This is a genomic window from Dapis hubbardiae BLCC-M172, assembly GCF_050016015.1.
In the GTDB taxonomy this organism is placed as follows: Bacteria; Cyanobacteriota; Cyanobacteriia; order Cyanobacteriales; family Microcoleaceae; genus Trichodesmium.
Window position 1 is genome coordinate 1 of the sequence record NZ_JBNHEQ010000070.1, and the last position, 16,053, is coordinate 16,053.

The window sequence follows — 16,053 nt, forward strand, 5'->3', positions numbered from 1 at the left end:
GAAGAAGGAAGAAGGAAGAAGGAAGAAGGAAGAAGGAAGAAGGAAGAAGGAAGAAGGAAGAAGGAAAGAAGAAGGAAGAAGGCTTAAATTTTATATAGACTTTTACACGCTCCGATACCAACGGACATGATATTACTTAGAGACTGTTTGTAAAAGGAATATTAAATCCAGGCGTAGTGGAGAGACACAGCTAAAACTGTGGATTAGGGAGTAGGGGAAAAAGATTTTTGTTGGGTTTCGGTCCCTCAACCCAACCTACATCTATTGCACCATTTAAGGTGTGTCAGTGTAGGGTGGGGAGGGTGAGGCGACAATAACTATGAATCGTAGCCAAAATTTAACTTTCCGGACCCCACCCACCGAACATTAAGCACTCTGACTATCTTAATCTTTAGTTTACCGAAATAATTAATAATTAAGCAATTAAATAATTAGATAATTCACGCCTTGAAGCCTCTCCTTTCAAGGGGAAAAAAATAAATCTTTTCCTGTTAAGTGTCAATCATCTCCCTAAAAGGGAGAGGTAATTATCAATTATCCATTATCAATTAATGAAAAACACTCTCTTATACTAAATCAAGAGCAAGTTAATTTTATGGAGATATCTAATAGACATCTAGTTATAATCAAAAATCAAATCAATTCTTGTGCAGAAATTATCAATTATTTCTCCCTAATCCCTGCTTCCTGCTCCCTACTCCCTCTTTTCTAAATATATCTAATGTTCTACACTTTTTTGTAGTGCTATAAGTTAATACTTTTTCAGGATTAAGTCGAATGACAAAAAAACGAATTTTACTAATAGACGATCAAGATGATATTAGGGAAGTCGCCCAACTTAGTTTAGAAATGGTTGGTGGTTGGCAAGTAATTACTGGTAGTTCAGGTAGAGAAGGTATTACTAAAGCAGAACTCGAACAACCAGATGCTATTCTCTTAGATGTAATGATGCCTGAACTAGATGGATTTGCTACTTTTCAAGAATTACGAGCTAATCAGGCCACGAAGCAAATTCCAGTAATTTTCCTGACAGCGAAAGTTAGTTCAGACGATAAGCGTCATTTTTTTGAATTGGGAGTAAATGGAGTAATTGTGCGACTCGTTGGCCACTAAACTAGGACACTAGATATAAATGGCCGTCCGTGACCAATCTAAAAGGAGGTTAAATATTCGGTCATTGGATAACTCTTATTTCCTTCGAGGTGAAATTCCTCCGCCTTGTTGTTGGGTAGAAAGCATAGACCACGGAGTAGAGACTGAACATCAATCTCCGAAGCTGGTTTAAAAGCGGGAAAATACCAGTTACCGAGGAACGATACCGCAAGCAAAGGCTGACAAGTGGACGAACAGGAAGGTAATAAAACTCTCGTAACGTTTACCATCCCCAAGGTAGCTATGGGATGTGGGACCAAGGTCAGAGGGTCTATGGGTATAGGTATGGTTACACCTATATCAACAACCATGTTGAACCCTCCGGGAGATTTTACCCCACTAAATTAGCCGTAAAAAGGAATAAGGGAACGAGGAAACCTCCTTAAGACACCTAAGAATACAGGTCGAAATCTTGGGAAGCCATTCAAGGTCAATCTACGCACTCAGACGTAGGTCTTAGGGAGAGTAGGATTGGGTAAAAAGCATATCTATGCTGACGTACCCACTGTTAGACGTAATGTAAGGTAATCAAAGCGCGATGAATAAGGCTAAAACACTAAAAAGAAGATTGGGTAATCCAAAGCCCTTTTTAAGCGTGGCATGGGATACAGACGATATACCAGACCCGGTTTGTATTAATCCTAATCTCAAATGGAGAGATATTAACTGGAGACGGGTTGAGAAGAATATATTTAAGTTGCAAAAATTAATTTACAGAGCATCCAGCCGTGGCGAAATCCGCAAGATGCGTAAATACCAAAGACTTCTGACCAAAAGTTATTACGCCAGGTTGCTAGCTGTTAGGCGCGTGACCCAAGATAACCAGGGAAAGAAAACTGCTGGTATAGATGGTATTAAAAATCTACCTCCTATGCAGAGATTTAACCTGGTTGATTTATTAAACACGCGATACCTCAAAGCAAGTCCAACCCGTAGAGTCTGGATACCAAAACCAGGGAGGGAGGAAAAAAGACCTCTTGGAATCCCCACAATGTATGACCGTGCATTACAAGCACTGGTTAAGTTGGGTATGGAACCAGAATGGGAGGCGCGTTTTGAGCCTAATAGTTATGGTTTTAGACCAGGACGGTCAACGCATGATGCCATTGAGGCTATCTATGCCAGTATCAAGCAAAAACCAAAGTACGTTCTTGATGCTGATATATCCAAGTGCTTTGACCGAATTAACCATGATGTATTGCTGAGGAAAGTAAGTCAATCACCTTACAGGCGATTAATCAAACAATGGTTAAAGTCTGGAGTATTTGACAATAAACAATTCTCAAACACTGTGGAAGGTACACCACAGGGAGGGGTAATCAGTCCCCTACTAGCAAACATCGCCTTACACGGCATGGAGGAAAGGCTAATGGAGTTTGCCAAAACTATAGACCTTAAAAATAAGCAAGGCAGACAAAAAAGCTGGCAAATGAAATGTCAAAGTCTCTCCCTAATACGCTATGCTGATGACTTCGTTATCCTACATGAAGACATCAAAGTAGTGTTAAAAGCAAAAGTCGTAATACAGAAATGGTTAAATCAGGTAGGATTAGAACTAAAACCAGAAAAAACCAAAATTGCCCACACCTTGGAAGAATACGAAAATAATAAACCTGGGTTTGACTTCCTAGGATTTAATGTTAGGCAATATGAGGTTAAGTCAACCGAACAAGGATTTAAGACGCTGATCAAACCATCTTCCAAGAGTATAAAAACTCATTATCGGAAACTGGCTGATATATGCGATAGAAACAAAACTGTTCCTGTCAGAGCTTTAATAGCCAAATTAAATCCGGTAATCAAAGGATGGGCTAACTACTTCTCAGCCGTAGTCAGTAAAGAGGTTTACAGAAAAATAGATGACCTCCTGTGGAAAAGACTATGGAGATGGGTAAATAGAAGGCACTCAAATAAGTCCGCCAAATGGGTAAAGAAAAAGTATTTTCCCAACATAAAAGGAGCCAGGAACTGGGTACTTAATGAGGGAAATTATATACTAAATCAACACTCAGATGTTCCTATTATAAGGCACGTCAAAGTGAGAGGTAATAAATCCCCTTATGACGGCGACTGGACTTATTGGAGTAGCAGAATTGGCAAACATCCGGGCGTAAGGAAAGAAGTCACGACGCTGTTAAAACGTCAAAAGAATAAATGCGCATTTTGTGGGTTAACCTTTAGTCCAACTGACCTTATGGAAGTAGACCATATAAAACCAAGGTCTAAAGGAGGTGACAACACGCTTAAAAACAAACAACTGTTGCACCGACATTGCCACGACAGTAAAACGGCTTCAGACAAAAAGACATATCCAAAATTTAAACCCCAGGATTTACCTGATAATTATATATGGATTGACGATATGTTAACTCTGAAGCAGGATGTACCCATGACAAGGGACGTTTAAGAGAGGAGCCGTGATGAGGTGAAAGTCTCACGTCCGGTTCTGAAGACGAGTCGGGTAGGGTAACTTACCTGGCTTAGTTTAACACTAAACCCTTCGATCCTATGTCTCTAGCAACCGAAATAGAAACAACTTTGGGTTGGGATTCTTAACGAAGTCAGAAGTCAGAAGTTGTTTTTGTAACGGGGATGCGTGAGCAACCCTCCAAAAAACATTTCGCCAATCAAAGGGGGGGTTGCGCGACCCAATTATTTTGATAAATAGCAATTGACCTAAGTGCCCTCTAGAAAATTAATCTTGACAAAAATAATTATTTGTGATAATTAAAAATTAATAAAATATTAAAATTAAAAAAATTATGACTTGAGTAGATAAAATCATCCAGATAACTAATAATCTGAGATAAACTTAAGAATATATATTTTGTAAAGTAAAGCTGTAGCCGTAGATGTCAGACTGGGAATTTTTGCTACAGAAAGAAGGCGACCAAACCTGGCTACCTTTAGAATCAGCCGATGTGGAAATTCTAGAAGGTCGCTATCGCATTGTGGCTAATACTCATATAGCCAATACAGAAGTCCAAATTCGGATTATTCACGATTCTACTGAAGAAATCCCACCTATAAGGCGAGTTCATAAACGTTCTAGTCGTACCCACTCTCAAGGTCTCATATCTATTATCCCCTTTACCCGCCTCAAGCCTGGTAAGTGGGAATTTCGTTGTCTAGCTAAACTAACCACATCATCAAAAGAAACAAAGGAACATATTGTCCATCTAGAAGTATTGCCCACAGAGTATGATAGTTCAGATTTTTCACAACAACTAGAACCACAGAATCAGGAATTATATACAGTAGCAGATCCTCAACCCCAGCCCAAGGATTTAATTACTAATGAAAATATATCTTTTTTTTCAGATCAAGTAGACACAGATGAAGAAGGAATTAATCAAGAGGAAAATACAGTAAAAAATAATCCTGAATTGCCAAAACTTGAGGTAATTAAATCAGATGAAATAGAATTATTAGATGGTCAGATTCAAGATGAATCAAAAGCATTATCTCAAGAATCAGAGATTAGGGAAAATATTACTGATTTATTAGATAGTGGTCAACAAGAACAGGCAAATATTCAAACTCAAAACCAAGAAGTCAAAAATATAGAGAATCAATTAAAAGAACTAACTGAAACTCTAATCAATAACTCATCAATATTGGCTAAACTTCAGCCAGAACAAGAAATAGAACTAGAGCAAAATCCAGCTCCAAATCAAGAAACAGATAGAGATACTAAAACCCAAAATAACTATACTCTAAATTACCCTTTAGAGCTAACCTTAGATCGAGCATCTTACATTGCTAAACCAGGAGAAGCATTAATTATATCTGGGCAGATAATTCTTGATAATCAAAATCAGAATATTCAATCTAATGAAGGCTTTAATAACCTGCCCTTGCAGAATAATCTAACAAAAAAAGATTCTACTATTACAGAAAATAATACTCCCATAGTCAATGGGAACTTAAAAATTTGTTTGCGTAATCCTCAAACTTCAGAAATTTTAATTGAAGTACAGCAAACTCTACCAGACCAAGTAACACCTATTATATTTGCCTGTACAATTAATGTGCCGGAAAATATTAAAACTCATCTAATATTAGGAGAAATTATTCTCACAGATAATACTCAAACTATAGCCAATCAATCTTTCACAATTACAGCACCACTTCAGAATTGGTTGGCAGCAATTGATGAAAATTTTGTTGAAGATAAGCATCAGGGAATTACTTCAAAAACAAAAACTTTAGCAGGAAGAAAACCAGAGCAAAAACCCCCTTCTTTTCTGGAATTAGTAGAGAAAATTAATCAGACTCAACCAGATCAGAAAACACATAAAGAGCAATCTTTACCACCACAAATCTATAAACCTATTACAGGTGAGTCAGATTCTGAAGCACTAGAATTACCAACATTTGGAAATCCACTACCAGATAATGTGGCTAAAGATGCAACTCAGATTAATGATTTATTGGCTAAGTCAAATGCTCCTAAAGCTACAGATGAAATAGATGATGTTTGGAAAAATTCAGATCGGTCTGAAGAGGAGATAAGTTCACAAGTAGAAATAGAAAAGTCAGAGTCAGAAACTATTAATAAAGAAGAAGAAGTACCTGCTGAGAATAAGCAAAATCTTGTGCCCTTTCCCACAGAATTTTCTCCTAAAAACAAGGATTTTAAGGCTTTAAAGTTAGAGGATAGATTCTTTTCCAAGGCTTATTCCTTGAGCAATGATTCTGAATTATTGCAATGGATGAAGGCTTCTTCTTTACAACCAACTGAGGAAAAAGACAAGGGTACAGAATTAGAGAATACATCAGAATCTAACCAGAAAACTGAAGAAGAATTACAGGATAATGATTCTATAAGTGTAATGGTTGATGATGAGGAATTTGCTAGTGGCAATAATGATGAAATTAATTGGGAAGCGCAAGAATTTGTGGTGGAAGATGAACCACTAGAAGAAATTTTACCAAACCAAGAGAAGCAATGGAATTTTGGTTTAGGTAATATTTCTCAAGAGCAGGATGAATCAATTTCGACACAGCCTTATATTTTACCTGATGAACAACCATTGCCAGTTCCTCATTTAGAAGTGCTGGGTAAGGATGTGATTGCCGGAAGAGCGGTAAAAGTTAGGGTACAATTACCGGAAGGTTTACCTAGGATTTATGTTAAAATTTGGGTTTACGATCGCCAAGCTCAAACAATAGTAGCTGGACCACGTTGGTTAACTGATTTTATTCCAAATGGAATGGGGGAAATAGAAGTAATTACAGAATTGGATATTGCTTATGGTTGTTTGGAAGTTAAGTTTGAGGCGATCGCTGCAGAAGTCCAAACTAACCGGGAGAGTCATAAAGCTGTTATTGAACGCTTGGTAGTTCCTCCTCCTCCTCCAAAGTTGCCTTTTGATGATTTGAGTTAGACTGAATTTCTAACTTAGTTCTTGGACAAGACCAATTACTAGCTACTAAAGCAGGCCAACCTTTGCGTAAAGCCTCTATACAAATAGTATGAACTGTGAGTTGACAGTCTAACATTTCAACACCTTCTTTTTCAGCCTGCTTCTTACTGATTTTTAGTATAGAATCATCACTAAATTCATAGGTTTTATGACATTGAAGGCAGACTAAATGGTGATGTTTACGAAGGTTAGGGGCGTTTATCTCATAATGTTTATGTCCTTCGGCTAATTCTAGTTCCCGCAAAATACCTACTTTTGTCAACAAATGTAGTGTCCTATAGACGGTAGACAGACTAATTTGTTCCTGTTGATGTAGCAACAGATGATATATTTCTTCTGCACTTAAGTGTTTACCTTGAGGTAGACGTTGAAACACCTGTAGGATAGTTTCCCTTTGGGGAGTTAAACGCCAGCCTCTTTGGTTAAGTTCAGACTTAAGTGAATCATGGTTATAGAATCCCATATTTAGAATTTAGAATTTAGAATTTAGAATTTAGAATTTAGAATTTAGAATTTAGAACTAATTCCTGACTAAGTTTGAGAATTTAGAAATGTCCTAACCTTTGTTTCAATTTGGTATATCTACAATATATAGCAAATATATACTTATTGAAATATTTTTGCAAGAGCTAAATCAGGGCAAATCAAAACTTAAAAGAAAAATTTTATATTATACTACTAGCAATACTTTTTGTCTGCTTAACTGTCAGTCTATATTACTCTTTTTTTTGGGAAAAATCTGCTACGTCAATACCATTTTTTGATGAAACTGCACTATAGCTGAGGAGAAGTCGATTTGATTTATTTCCATCCAATATTTAGAGCAGTTTTCATAAGTAGACGACAGTAGGGGCGTTCCATTGAACATCCCTACAAAGTTTTGATTGTGACGTGAAGTCTCATCTATCTGAAAAGCGCTGTACGGTATCTTCGCGATCAACTAGACTCTTAAGCATAAAACTACTTCATAAATTTAGAATCGTTTGATAAGTTTCTCAATCTCAGAAATTGCTGTAAATATTTATTATTTAAGAATTGAATTAATTTATATTGAAAATATTCTAAATTCCCAGATTAATATAACCATACAAAATCTACAGAAATGATAACTAATATTACACTTTTGGCAAATACCAAATAATGCTTTAATAATATACTTGGAATCGAGCCAAGCTACCTATTTTACAGAAGTCAGAAGTATAGAGCTTTTGAAATGGCTTCAGCTATTAGTTAAGGATTTCTTGTAAAAACCGGGTTTCTTTGCGTAAGTCATAAATTAATCAGATTTTGGGTAAAAAATCTGATAAAAATATTTATACATCAATCAAAAACTTAAAAAATGAATGAAGAACAACGTCGAGCATACTGGCGTGCTAATACAGCATTAATCAGAAACTTGCTAATAGTTTGGGCTTTAGTTTCCATTGTTTTTAGCATTTTATTAGTCCAACCCCTAAATGCAATTCAATTTTTCGGTGTCCCCTTCGGTTTTTGGATGGCACAACAAGGTTCAATTTATGTCTTTGTAATCTTAATTTTTACTTATGCCATTCAAATGGATAAACTCGATAAAAAATACAACATGGACCAACTTGATCAAAAATCTAATACCGACAGGAGAGACTAAATGACTGTAGAAGTCTGGACATTTATACTCGTTATTATTTCCTTCATGGGTTATCTGTACATTGGATGGCGATCGCGAGTCAAAGATAGTAAAGGTTTTTTCGTCGCTGACCAAGGTGTACCTGCTATTGCTAATGGTGCTGCTACTGGAGCTGACTGGATGTCTGCTGCCTCATTTATTTCAATGGCGGGATTAATTTCTTTTTTGGGTTATGACGGTTCCATCTATCTGATGGGATGGACTGGCGGTTTTGTACTATTAGCACTACTACTCGCCCCATATCTGCGGAAGTTTGGTAAATATACAGTACCTGACTTTGTAGGCGATCGCTACTACTCAAATGTTGCCCGTATCGTTGCAGTTATCGCCGCCATCTTTGTCTCCATGACTTACGTTGCGGGGCAAATGCGCGGTGTTGGTATTGTTTTCAGTCGCTTTTTGCAAGTTGATATTGGTACTGGTGTTGTCATTGGGATGATTATTGTTGCTTTCTTTGCCATCTTAGGTGGAATGAAAGGTATCACTTGGACTCAAGTCGCCCAATATTCTGTACTAATTATTGCTTATCTGATTCCAGCTATTGCTATTGCGACAAAGATTACGGGTATTCCCATTCCTCAATTGGCTTTTACTTTCAGCGATATTGTCGAAAAACTAAATCAGGTTCAGGTAGACTTGGGTTTCCAAGAATACAGCGCTGCTTTTACCAACAAAAGTATGCTTGATGTTTTGTTTATCACTATTGCGCTGATGGTGGGAACTGCTGGTTTACCTCACGTTATTGTCCGTTTCTACACGGTGCCTAATGTAAGAGCTGCTCGATATTCTGCTGGTTGGGCATTATTGTTTATTGCTATCTTGTATACAACCGCTCCTGCTTTAGCTACTTTTGCCCGATACAACTTAATTGAGAGTTTACACAACAAAACTTTGGAGGAAGTGCAACAGTTAGACTGGGCGACAAAGTGGAAAAATACGGGTTTATTAGAATTTACCGATAAAAATAATGATGGTAGTTTCCAACTAACCCCAGATATAGAGACTAATGAAATTAGGATCGACAGGGATATCATTGTTTTATCTACTCCAGAAGTAGCAAAACTCGCTCCTTGGGTAATTGCGTTAGTGGCAGCAGGAGGGTTAGCTGCTGCTTTGTCTACAGCATCGGGTTTGTTGTTGGTAATTTCTAGTTCCATTGCCCATGACGTTTATTATCGAATGATCGATCCAGGAGCATCCGAGTCGCGACGGTTAATGGTAGGGCGGATAATGGTAGGGTTTTCTATTGCCATTGCTGGTTACTTTGGAGTTAACCCACCAGGGTTTGTTGCTCAGGTGGTAGCTTTTGCTTTTGGTTTAGCTGCTGCAAGTTTTTTCCCGGTAATTATTTTAGGTGTGTTTGACAAACGGACTAACAGGGAAGGAGCGATCGCTGGTATGGTAGTAGGTTTATTGTTTACCACTATCTATATTATAGGTGTCAAATTTTTGGGAATGCCAACATGGTTTTTCGGCATTTCTGCTGAAGGTATTGGCACTGTGGGAATGGTGTTGAATTTTATTGTGACTTTAGTAGTGTCTCGAATGACACCTCCGCCACCATTGGAAATACAAGAAATGGTAGAAGATTTGCGATCGCCTGTAGCTGTACCTGCTCCAATTGCAGATCTTGGGGAGGAAGAGTTGGATTAAAATGCTGCAATAGTAGGGGCGGGTTTTAACCATAATTTTAATGCTTACTCATTGATTTATATAAACCCGCCCCCAGGCGATATAGTTGCACAGGAGGCGGGGCGGGTTTTAGTAGGAATTTTAATGCTTACTTATTGATTTATATAAACCCGCCCCCAGGCGATATAGTTGCACAGGAGGCGGGGCGGGTTTATTTAACTTAACGGCAAATATCAAGGTTATTGGTGAAACCCGCCCCTACAAATTTTTCAACGTTGATGATGAGAATTTTTCAATTCACAACCCCCCAGATGTAGATGTAGGTTGGGTTGAGGAACGAAACCCAACATAATAGATATATTATAGAAGTCCTATTAGTGATATTGGGGAGGAAGAGTTGGATTAAAATGGTGCAATAGTAGGGGCGGGTTTTAACTAGAATTTTCATGCTTACTCATTGATTTATATAAACCCGCCCCCAGGCGATATATTTGCACAGGACGCGGGGCGGGTTTATTTAACTTAACGGCAAATATCAAGGTTATTGGTGAAACCCGCCCCTACAAATTTTTTCAACGTTGATGATGAGAATATTTCAATTCATAACCCCCCAGATGTAGGTTGGGTTGAGGGACGTTTGCGGAGCATTTCCAACGGAAAAACCCAACATAATATATATACAGTGTAGGTTTTTGTTGGGTTGCGCTGTCGCGTTTCATGTCGGTGATAGTCGAAACCCAACCTACAATCTCTAAAACATCCTAAGTTAAGTTAAACTGGTAATGTAATATAAAAGTGATTCAGAAACAAAAATGGCTACACTTCAGATAGAAAACTTACCTAACGACTTTAAAATCAATCTCTCGGAGTTATTATCTGGTATCAAACCTGGAGAAGAAATTATTATTTTAAATCAAGGAGTGGCGATCGCGAAGTTGGTTCCCATTTCTCTCTCATCTAAGCGACTAGCTAGTTTGGGGCAAGATAGAGGAAAATTTCTTGTACCGGAAGATTTTAATGAACCTTTACCCGAAGAGATTACCGAAAAACTAAATAGTGTTTACAGTCAACACTCCTCGGAATTGGATGAGAATATTGCTATGATGCAGTTTAGCTGCTTGAAAGGTGAAGAATGGTAATGTATAGAGGAGAGATTTGGTGGGCAAGACTTCCTCAACCTCTGGGTTCGGAACCAGGTTATCGCAGACCAGTATTAATTGTTCAAAATGATGGTTTTAATCGCAGTTTGATTCAAACTGTAATTGTGGTCGTTATCACTTCAAATACAGAATTAGCAGAAGCACCCGGAAATGTTTTGCTGTCAAAAAAAGCAACTGGACTACCGCGAGATTCTGTTGCTAATGTGTCTCAAGTGATAACTCTGGATAAGTTGTTTTTAGAAGAACGAGTGGGTTCTTTATCAGAGGAGTTGCAGGAGAATGTTGATGAAGGTCTGCGTTTAGTTATGTATCTTTAGAATAATTAATTTTTGGGGCGATCGCTACTCATGTAGGTTGGGTTGAGGAATCGAAACCCAACATAATCTCATCATAGATACAGTGTAGGTTTTTGTTGGGTTGCGCTATCGCTTAACCCAACCTACAACTGACTATAATTTTTTTTCAATATCTATTTTATTTCTATTATTAACCATCAATTTTATCAAAATACTAACAATAAAAACAATTAATTCATATCCGCCAACAATGATTAGTAAGGCTATAAAACTGCCAGTGAATGAGTAAGGTAAGCTGAAATTTTCTTTTGAACTTAATAGTTCATTTTTATATTCATCAAAGTTGGAAATATATTCTTTTGTATCTAAAAGTATTCCTTGATTGTATCTATCCAAGCTGTATTCTCTAAAGTAAAATGTAACAATAATTACTAATACTAAAAATACTATTACCCTAGAAACTAATTCTATCTTTTTCATTTTGTACTTTCTAGAAAAAACTAAGGCTATTTATCTATAAACTACTGCTGGAAATTTGAGTCGCTGCCATAATACCAAAACAAATATGAATGTTGCCATAATAGCTAAACTTATCATCAATTCATAGTTTTGTATTGCAGAGTCCCCAAGACTACTAATAAATATAAATATCTGCTAAATAAACAAGAATTATGGAAACATTGTCGTCGTTTGATAAATTGTTGTTTGAAATTTGAGCGCCTGTCATAATACCAGCAAATACACCACAAAATACAACCGCAATCTTCGTTGCTTTAGTTTCTAAAGTACCTTCTTTTGAGCGGAGTACAATAACAGCATATATGAATGCTCCTATAACAGCTAGACCGATTATGAATTCATGGTTTTGTATTGCATAACTCCCAAGACCACTAATAAGACTACTAATAAGACCACCAATAAAACTAAAAACACCTGCAACTGCTGCACTGGCAGTCCCAATATAACTAAAAATACCAACAAATGCGGCCACAATAGCCTGGAAAAAACGAGTTAAATTGTTGAGCATAAAGTTACTACTTTCTTTTATTTCATTTCAATTTGGAATTTTTTTTAATAGCCACATAATAACGCTTTACCTAGTGAAAAATTATTTAGCTCTGTCCATATTTTGTTTTAATTTCATCTACGTTTTGTACAAAAATGTTTAAAATGTACTAAACTGTTTTTAAATGTAAACAATAATACCAATCAAATCCTATCCCCTAACCCCATGAGTCTAGAAGAAGCCTTAAAAATGGCCGATAAAATAGTCTTTGAAAAAACAGGCCAGCATTTAGACGATTTACAAAAAGCGGTATTGCAAGGAACTCTAAAACGCAAAAAATACAAGCAAATAGCTGAAGATTTTGACTACTCTGAAAGTTGCATTAGGGGTGTGGGTGCAGAATTATGGAAAATTCTTTCGGAGGAATTAGGAGAGGATGTTAATAAATCAAATTTTCGCTCTACAATGGAGAGGTTTCATAACTCTAATATTTTAAACTTTGCAGAAAATGTGAGCGGTAGTTTCAATATCTGTGAAAAAGAAACACACCCCCCAGATACACCCAACTCACACCAACCTAACCAACAAACATTTCACAGCAAACAACCCGCAACACCACATCAAGACTTAGACGAAATGCCAGAGTTAGGCGACTTCTACAACCGCACTACCGAACTCGAAACCCTAACAACCTGGATTTTACAACAACACTCTCACCTCATTGCACTCACAGGTATCACTGGTATCGGCAAAACTACATTAGCAGTCAAACTCGTTCACCAAATAAAAGATAATTTTGACTATATAATTTGGCGCAGTCTCGAAACATCCCCCACTTTTGCAGAATTTCAAGCTGACATAGTTCAGTTTTTCTCCCAGTCTCAACCACAAAATTCACTGAAAAACACACAAAAACTTTTACCCCTAATCAAATATTTACAGAAGTACCGTTGTTTAGTAGTCTTGGATGACATTCATCACCTTTTCAGCAGTGGGGAGTTAGCAGGAAAGTACAAACCAGGATACGAAAACTATGACTCCTTTTTCAAACAGATAGAAAAATTATCCCATCAAAGTTGCCTACTATTAATAGGTTGGGAACAACCAATTAACCTTGCTCAACTCAAAAGCAAAAAAACTCCCATGCCTATTTTGCAACTGACTGGTTTAGATATCTCTAGCGTCAAAGAAATACTCAGAGATTATGGTTTAACAGAAATTGAAAAATGGGAAAAGCTCATTCACCTCTATCAAGGCAACCCTTTATGGTTAAAAAGTGTGGCAAGTCAAATTCAAGAGTCGGTAGAAAATTTGATTGAGTTATTGCCCGATGATGCAATTTTATTACCAGAAGATTTGAAAGATAGTTTGCAACAACAATGCGATCGCCTCTCCCAAGCAGAAAAACAAATCCTGTCACTCTTAGTAACAAAAAATCAACCTATTAGTCTGGCGCAACTATTGGAAAATACACAAATGTCACCATCAGATTTACTCAACACATTAAAATCATTGTCTTGGCGTTCCCTCATCGAAAAACAACAGTGTGGTGTGCCATCTGTAATTAGGGAATATTATATAGAATCCGATTGAATAGTCGTCATTGCTTCCTATCGTCGCAATCTCAGGGTTTTAGGAGATTGCTTCCTTCTTTCTTAATATGCTGTAAAATATTGTAGGGACGTTCCATGGAATCTCCCTACTCTTCTTATTTCTTTTACTTTTTGTTAAATGTTTATTCCCTCTTCCCTCTTCCTTCTTCCCTCTTCCTTCTTCCTTCTTCCTTCTTCCACAGAAACTTGGACATTTATCTTTGTAACAATTTCGTTAATGCTTTACCTTTACATTGGATGGCGATCGCGAGTCCAAGATAGTAAAGGCTTTTTCGTCGCCGATAGAGGTATACCTGCTATTGCTAATGGTGCTGCCACAGCAGCGGACTTTATGTCGGCAGTTTCATTTATTTCTATAGCAGGAGCAGTATCAATTTTAGGTTATGATGGTTCGTATTATGTAATGGCAGCAACAGGAGGTTATGTACTCTTGGGTTTGCTGCTTGCTCCATATCTGCGAAAGTTTGGGAAATATACTTTACCAGATTTTATAGGCGATCGCTACTACTCTAATATAGCTCGTATCGTTGCGGTTATTGCTGCCCTGATTATATCTATAACTTTTGTTGTTGGGCAAATGCGAGGTGTTGGTATTGTCTTCAGTCGGTTTTTGCAAGTACCTATTGAAGTTGGTGTCGTTATCGGCATGGTTATAGTTGCCTTCTTCGCGATATTAGGAGGAATGAAAGGCATTACTTGGACTCAAGTCGCTCAATACTTTATACTTATTGTTGCTTATTTGATACCAGCTATTGCTATTTGTAATGCTCTGACAAATATTCCGATTCCAGAATTAGCTTTTACCTTTGGTGACATTGTGGAAAAACTGAATCAAGTTCAGGTTGACTTAGGTTTTCCAGAATATACTGCTGCCTTCACCCAAAAAACTATGTTAGATGTTCTATTCATCACTATTTCTGGAATGGTTGGCCTTGCTAGTTTACCTCACGTTATTGTTCGTTTCTATACTGTACCTAACGTGAATGCAGCCAGATATTCTGTAGGTTGGGCATTATTATTTATTGCCATTTTTTCGACAACTGTTCCTGCTTTAGCTGCTTCAGCGCGATACAATTTAATTGATAATTTACACAACAAAACTGTGGCGGAAGTGCAACAGTTAGACTGGGCGAAAAAGTGGGAAAATACAGGTTTATTAGAATTTACCGATAAAAATAATGACAGTCGTTTGCAGTTGACTCCAGATATAGAGACTAATGAAATCATTCTCGATCCGGATATTATCACTCTCTCCACTCCAGAAGTTGCAAAACTCCCACCTTGGATAATAGCATTAGTGGCAGCAGGAGGATTAGCTGCTGCTTTGTCTACTGCATCAGGTTTGTTATTGGTAATTTCTAGTGCCATTGCTCACGATGTTTATTACCGCCTCATTAACCCAGAAGCATCAGAGTCACAAAGATTAATATTGGGTAGAATAATGGTAGTATTAGCGATCGCCTTTTCTGGTTATTTCGGTATTAACCCCCCTGGTTTTGTGATTGAGATAGCAACTTTAGGAGTTGGTATCGCTGCTGCTACTTTTTTTCCAGCGATTATTTTGGGAGTATTTGATCAGCGGACTAACCGGGAAGGAGCAATAAGTGGTATGATAATTGGTTTAGTATTTACAACTATCTATATTGTTGGTGTAAGATTCTATGGAATGGCGACATGGTTTTTAGGGTTATCCGATCAGGGTATCGGTACAGTAGGAATGTTATTGAATTTTGTCGTGACTTTGGTAGTGTCTCGAATGACAACTCCTCCACCATTGGAAATACAAGAGATGGTGGGAGAGTTGCGATCGCCTCTAGCTGCACCTGCTCCAATTAGCGATATTGGCGAAGAACAGTTAGATTAAAATGGTGCAATAGTAGGGGCGGGTTTGAGTAGAGCATTTTCATGCTTACCCTAAGATTAAGTAAACCCGCCCTCTGGCGATATAGCTGCATGAGTTGCGGGGCGGGCGAGTGATGAATTAATATCATGTATCAAGGCTTTTGGTGAAACCAGTCCCTACAAATTTTTCAACGTTTATGAGGTAGGGGCGGGTTTGAGTAGAGCATTTTCATGCTTACCCTAAGATTAAGTAAACC

Annotated in this window: 12 protein-coding genes; 9 read left to right on the forward strand and 3 right to left on the reverse strand. The window is 37.5% G+C overall.

The window, feature by feature from the left end:
• The first annotated feature begins 777 nt into the window (after nt 1-777).
• The 3 genes from ACP6PK_RS07110 (at nt 778) to ACP6PK_RS07120 (ending at nt 6,542) form a co-directional block, all read left to right on the forward strand.
• Entirely contained in the window at nt 778-1,113 is a 336-nt protein-coding gene (locus tag ACP6PK_RS07110) for a response regulator (RefSeq protein WP_426558991.1), read from the forward strand.
• Nucleotides 1,114-1,690: 577 nt separating this feature from the next.
• Nucleotides 1,691-3,559, forward strand: a complete 1,869-nt coding sequence (ltrA, locus tag ACP6PK_RS07115; protein ID WP_426558993.1) for a group II intron reverse transcriptase/maturase — start codon at nt 1,691-1,693, stop codon at nt 3,557-3,559.
• A gap of 445 nt (nt 3,560-4,004) precedes the next feature.
• On the forward strand, nt 4,005-6,542 hold the full coding sequence (locus ACP6PK_RS07120) for a hypothetical protein (protein WP_426558995.1): 2,538 nt from the start codon (nt 4,005-4,007) through the stop codon (nt 6,540-6,542).
• Here the strand turns inward: ACP6PK_RS07120 and ACP6PK_RS07125 are convergent.
• Nucleotides 6,481-7,044 (reverse strand): Fur family transcriptional regulator, encoded by a 564-nt coding sequence (locus ACP6PK_RS07125; RefSeq protein ID WP_094675422.1) that lies wholly within the window; start codon nt 7,042-7,044, stop codon nt 6,481-6,483. The genes ACP6PK_RS07120 and ACP6PK_RS07125 overlap by 62 nt on opposite strands.
• Before the next feature lie 876 nt (nt 7,045-7,920).
• Between ACP6PK_RS07125 and ACP6PK_RS07130 the strand changes: the two genes are divergently transcribed.
• The 4 genes from ACP6PK_RS07130 (at nt 7,921) to ACP6PK_RS07145 (ending at nt 11,356) form a co-directional block, all read left to right on the forward strand.
• Nucleotides 7,921-8,208 (forward strand): DUF4212 domain-containing protein, encoded by a 288-nt coding sequence (locus ACP6PK_RS07130; protein ID WP_094676011.1) that lies wholly within the window; start codon nt 7,921-7,923, stop codon nt 8,206-8,208.
• On the forward strand, nt 8,209-9,900 hold the full coding sequence (locus tag ACP6PK_RS07135) for a sodium:solute symporter family protein (RefSeq protein WP_426558998.1): 1,692 nt from the start codon (nt 8,209-8,211) through the stop codon (nt 9,898-9,900).
• A gap of 791 nt (nt 9,901-10,691) precedes the next feature.
• Entirely contained in the window at nt 10,692-11,018 is a 327-nt protein-coding gene (locus tag ACP6PK_RS07140; protein WP_426559000.1) for a type II toxin-antitoxin system Phd/YefM family antitoxin, read from the forward strand.
• Nucleotides 11,012-11,356, forward strand: a complete 345-nt coding sequence (locus tag ACP6PK_RS07145; RefSeq protein ID WP_426559002.1) for a type II toxin-antitoxin system PemK/MazF family toxin — start codon at nt 11,012-11,014, stop codon at nt 11,354-11,356. The genes ACP6PK_RS07140 and ACP6PK_RS07145 overlap by 7 nt, the downstream gene beginning before the upstream one ends.
• A 132-nt stretch (nt 11,357-11,488) precedes the next feature.
• Here the strand turns inward: ACP6PK_RS07145 and ACP6PK_RS07150 are convergent, their stop codons facing one another.
• Both ACP6PK_RS07150 and ACP6PK_RS07155 read right to left on the reverse strand, forming a co-directional pair.
• A complete protein-coding gene (locus ACP6PK_RS07150; RefSeq protein WP_426559004.1) occupies nt 11,489-11,815 on the reverse strand; it encodes a hypothetical protein in 327 nt (108 codons plus the stop codon).
• Nucleotides 11,816-11,969: 154 nt separating this feature from the next.
• A complete protein-coding gene (locus ACP6PK_RS07155; protein WP_426559006.1) occupies nt 11,970-12,362 on the reverse strand; it encodes a hypothetical protein in 393 nt (130 codons plus the stop codon).
• A gap of 204 nt (nt 12,363-12,566) precedes the next feature.
• Between ACP6PK_RS07155 and ACP6PK_RS07160 the strand changes: the two genes are divergently transcribed.
• Together ACP6PK_RS07160 and ACP6PK_RS07165 are read left to right on the forward strand one after the other, a co-directional pair.
• Nucleotides 12,567-13,934 carry a helix-turn-helix domain-containing protein gene (locus ACP6PK_RS07160; protein WP_426559008.1) on the forward strand — a complete coding sequence of 456 codons (1,368 nt, stop codon included), beginning with the start codon at nt 12,567-12,569 and terminating at the stop codon, nt 13,932-13,934.
• A gap of 138 nt (nt 13,935-14,072) precedes the next feature.
• Nucleotides 14,073-15,818, forward strand: a complete 1,746-nt coding sequence (locus ACP6PK_RS07165; RefSeq protein ID WP_426559010.1) for a sodium:solute symporter family protein — start codon at nt 14,073-14,075, stop codon at nt 15,816-15,818.
• Nucleotides 15,819-16,053: the final 235 nt, after the last annotated feature.

What these genes read in the sequence shown, in the direction of transcription:
- ACP6PK_RS07110 (WP_426558991.1), top strand. Translation starts at nt 778, where the DNA reads ATGACAAAAAAACGAATTTTACTAATAGACGATCAAGATGATATTAGG.
- ltrA (WP_426558993.1), top strand. Translation starts at nt 1,691, where the DNA reads ATGAATAAGGCTAAAACACTAAAAAGAAGATTGGGTAATCCAAAGCCC.
- ACP6PK_RS07120 (WP_426558995.1), top strand. Translation starts at nt 4,005, where the DNA reads ATGTCAGACTGGGAATTTTTGCTACAGAAAGAAGGCGACCAAACCTGG.
- ACP6PK_RS07125 (WP_094675422.1), bottom strand. Translation starts at nt 7,044, where the DNA reads ATGGGATTCTATAACCATGATTCACTTAAGTCTGAACTTAACCAAAGA.
- ACP6PK_RS07130 (WP_094676011.1), top strand. Translation starts at nt 7,921, where the DNA reads ATGAATGAAGAACAACGTCGAGCATACTGGCGTGCTAATACAGCATTA.
- ACP6PK_RS07135 (WP_426558998.1), top strand. Translation starts at nt 8,209, where the DNA reads ATGACTGTAGAAGTCTGGACATTTATACTCGTTATTATTTCCTTCATG.
- ACP6PK_RS07140 (WP_426559000.1), top strand. Translation starts at nt 10,692, where the DNA reads ATGGCTACACTTCAGATAGAAAACTTACCTAACGACTTTAAAATCAAT.
- ACP6PK_RS07145 (WP_426559002.1), top strand. Translation starts at nt 11,012, where the DNA reads ATGGTAATGTATAGAGGAGAGATTTGGTGGGCAAGACTTCCTCAACCT.
- ACP6PK_RS07150 (WP_426559004.1), bottom strand. Translation starts at nt 11,815, where the DNA reads ATGAAAAAGATAGAATTAGTTTCTAGGGTAATAGTATTTTTAGTATTA.
- ACP6PK_RS07155 (WP_426559006.1), bottom strand. Translation starts at nt 12,362, where the DNA reads ATGCTCAACAATTTAACTCGTTTTTTCCAGGCTATTGTGGCCGCATTT.
- ACP6PK_RS07160 (WP_426559008.1), top strand. Translation starts at nt 12,567, where the DNA reads ATGAGTCTAGAAGAAGCCTTAAAAATGGCCGATAAAATAGTCTTTGAA.
- ACP6PK_RS07165 (WP_426559010.1), top strand. Translation starts at nt 14,073, where the DNA reads ATGTTTATTCCCTCTTCCCTCTTCCTTCTTCCCTCTTCCTTCTTCCTT.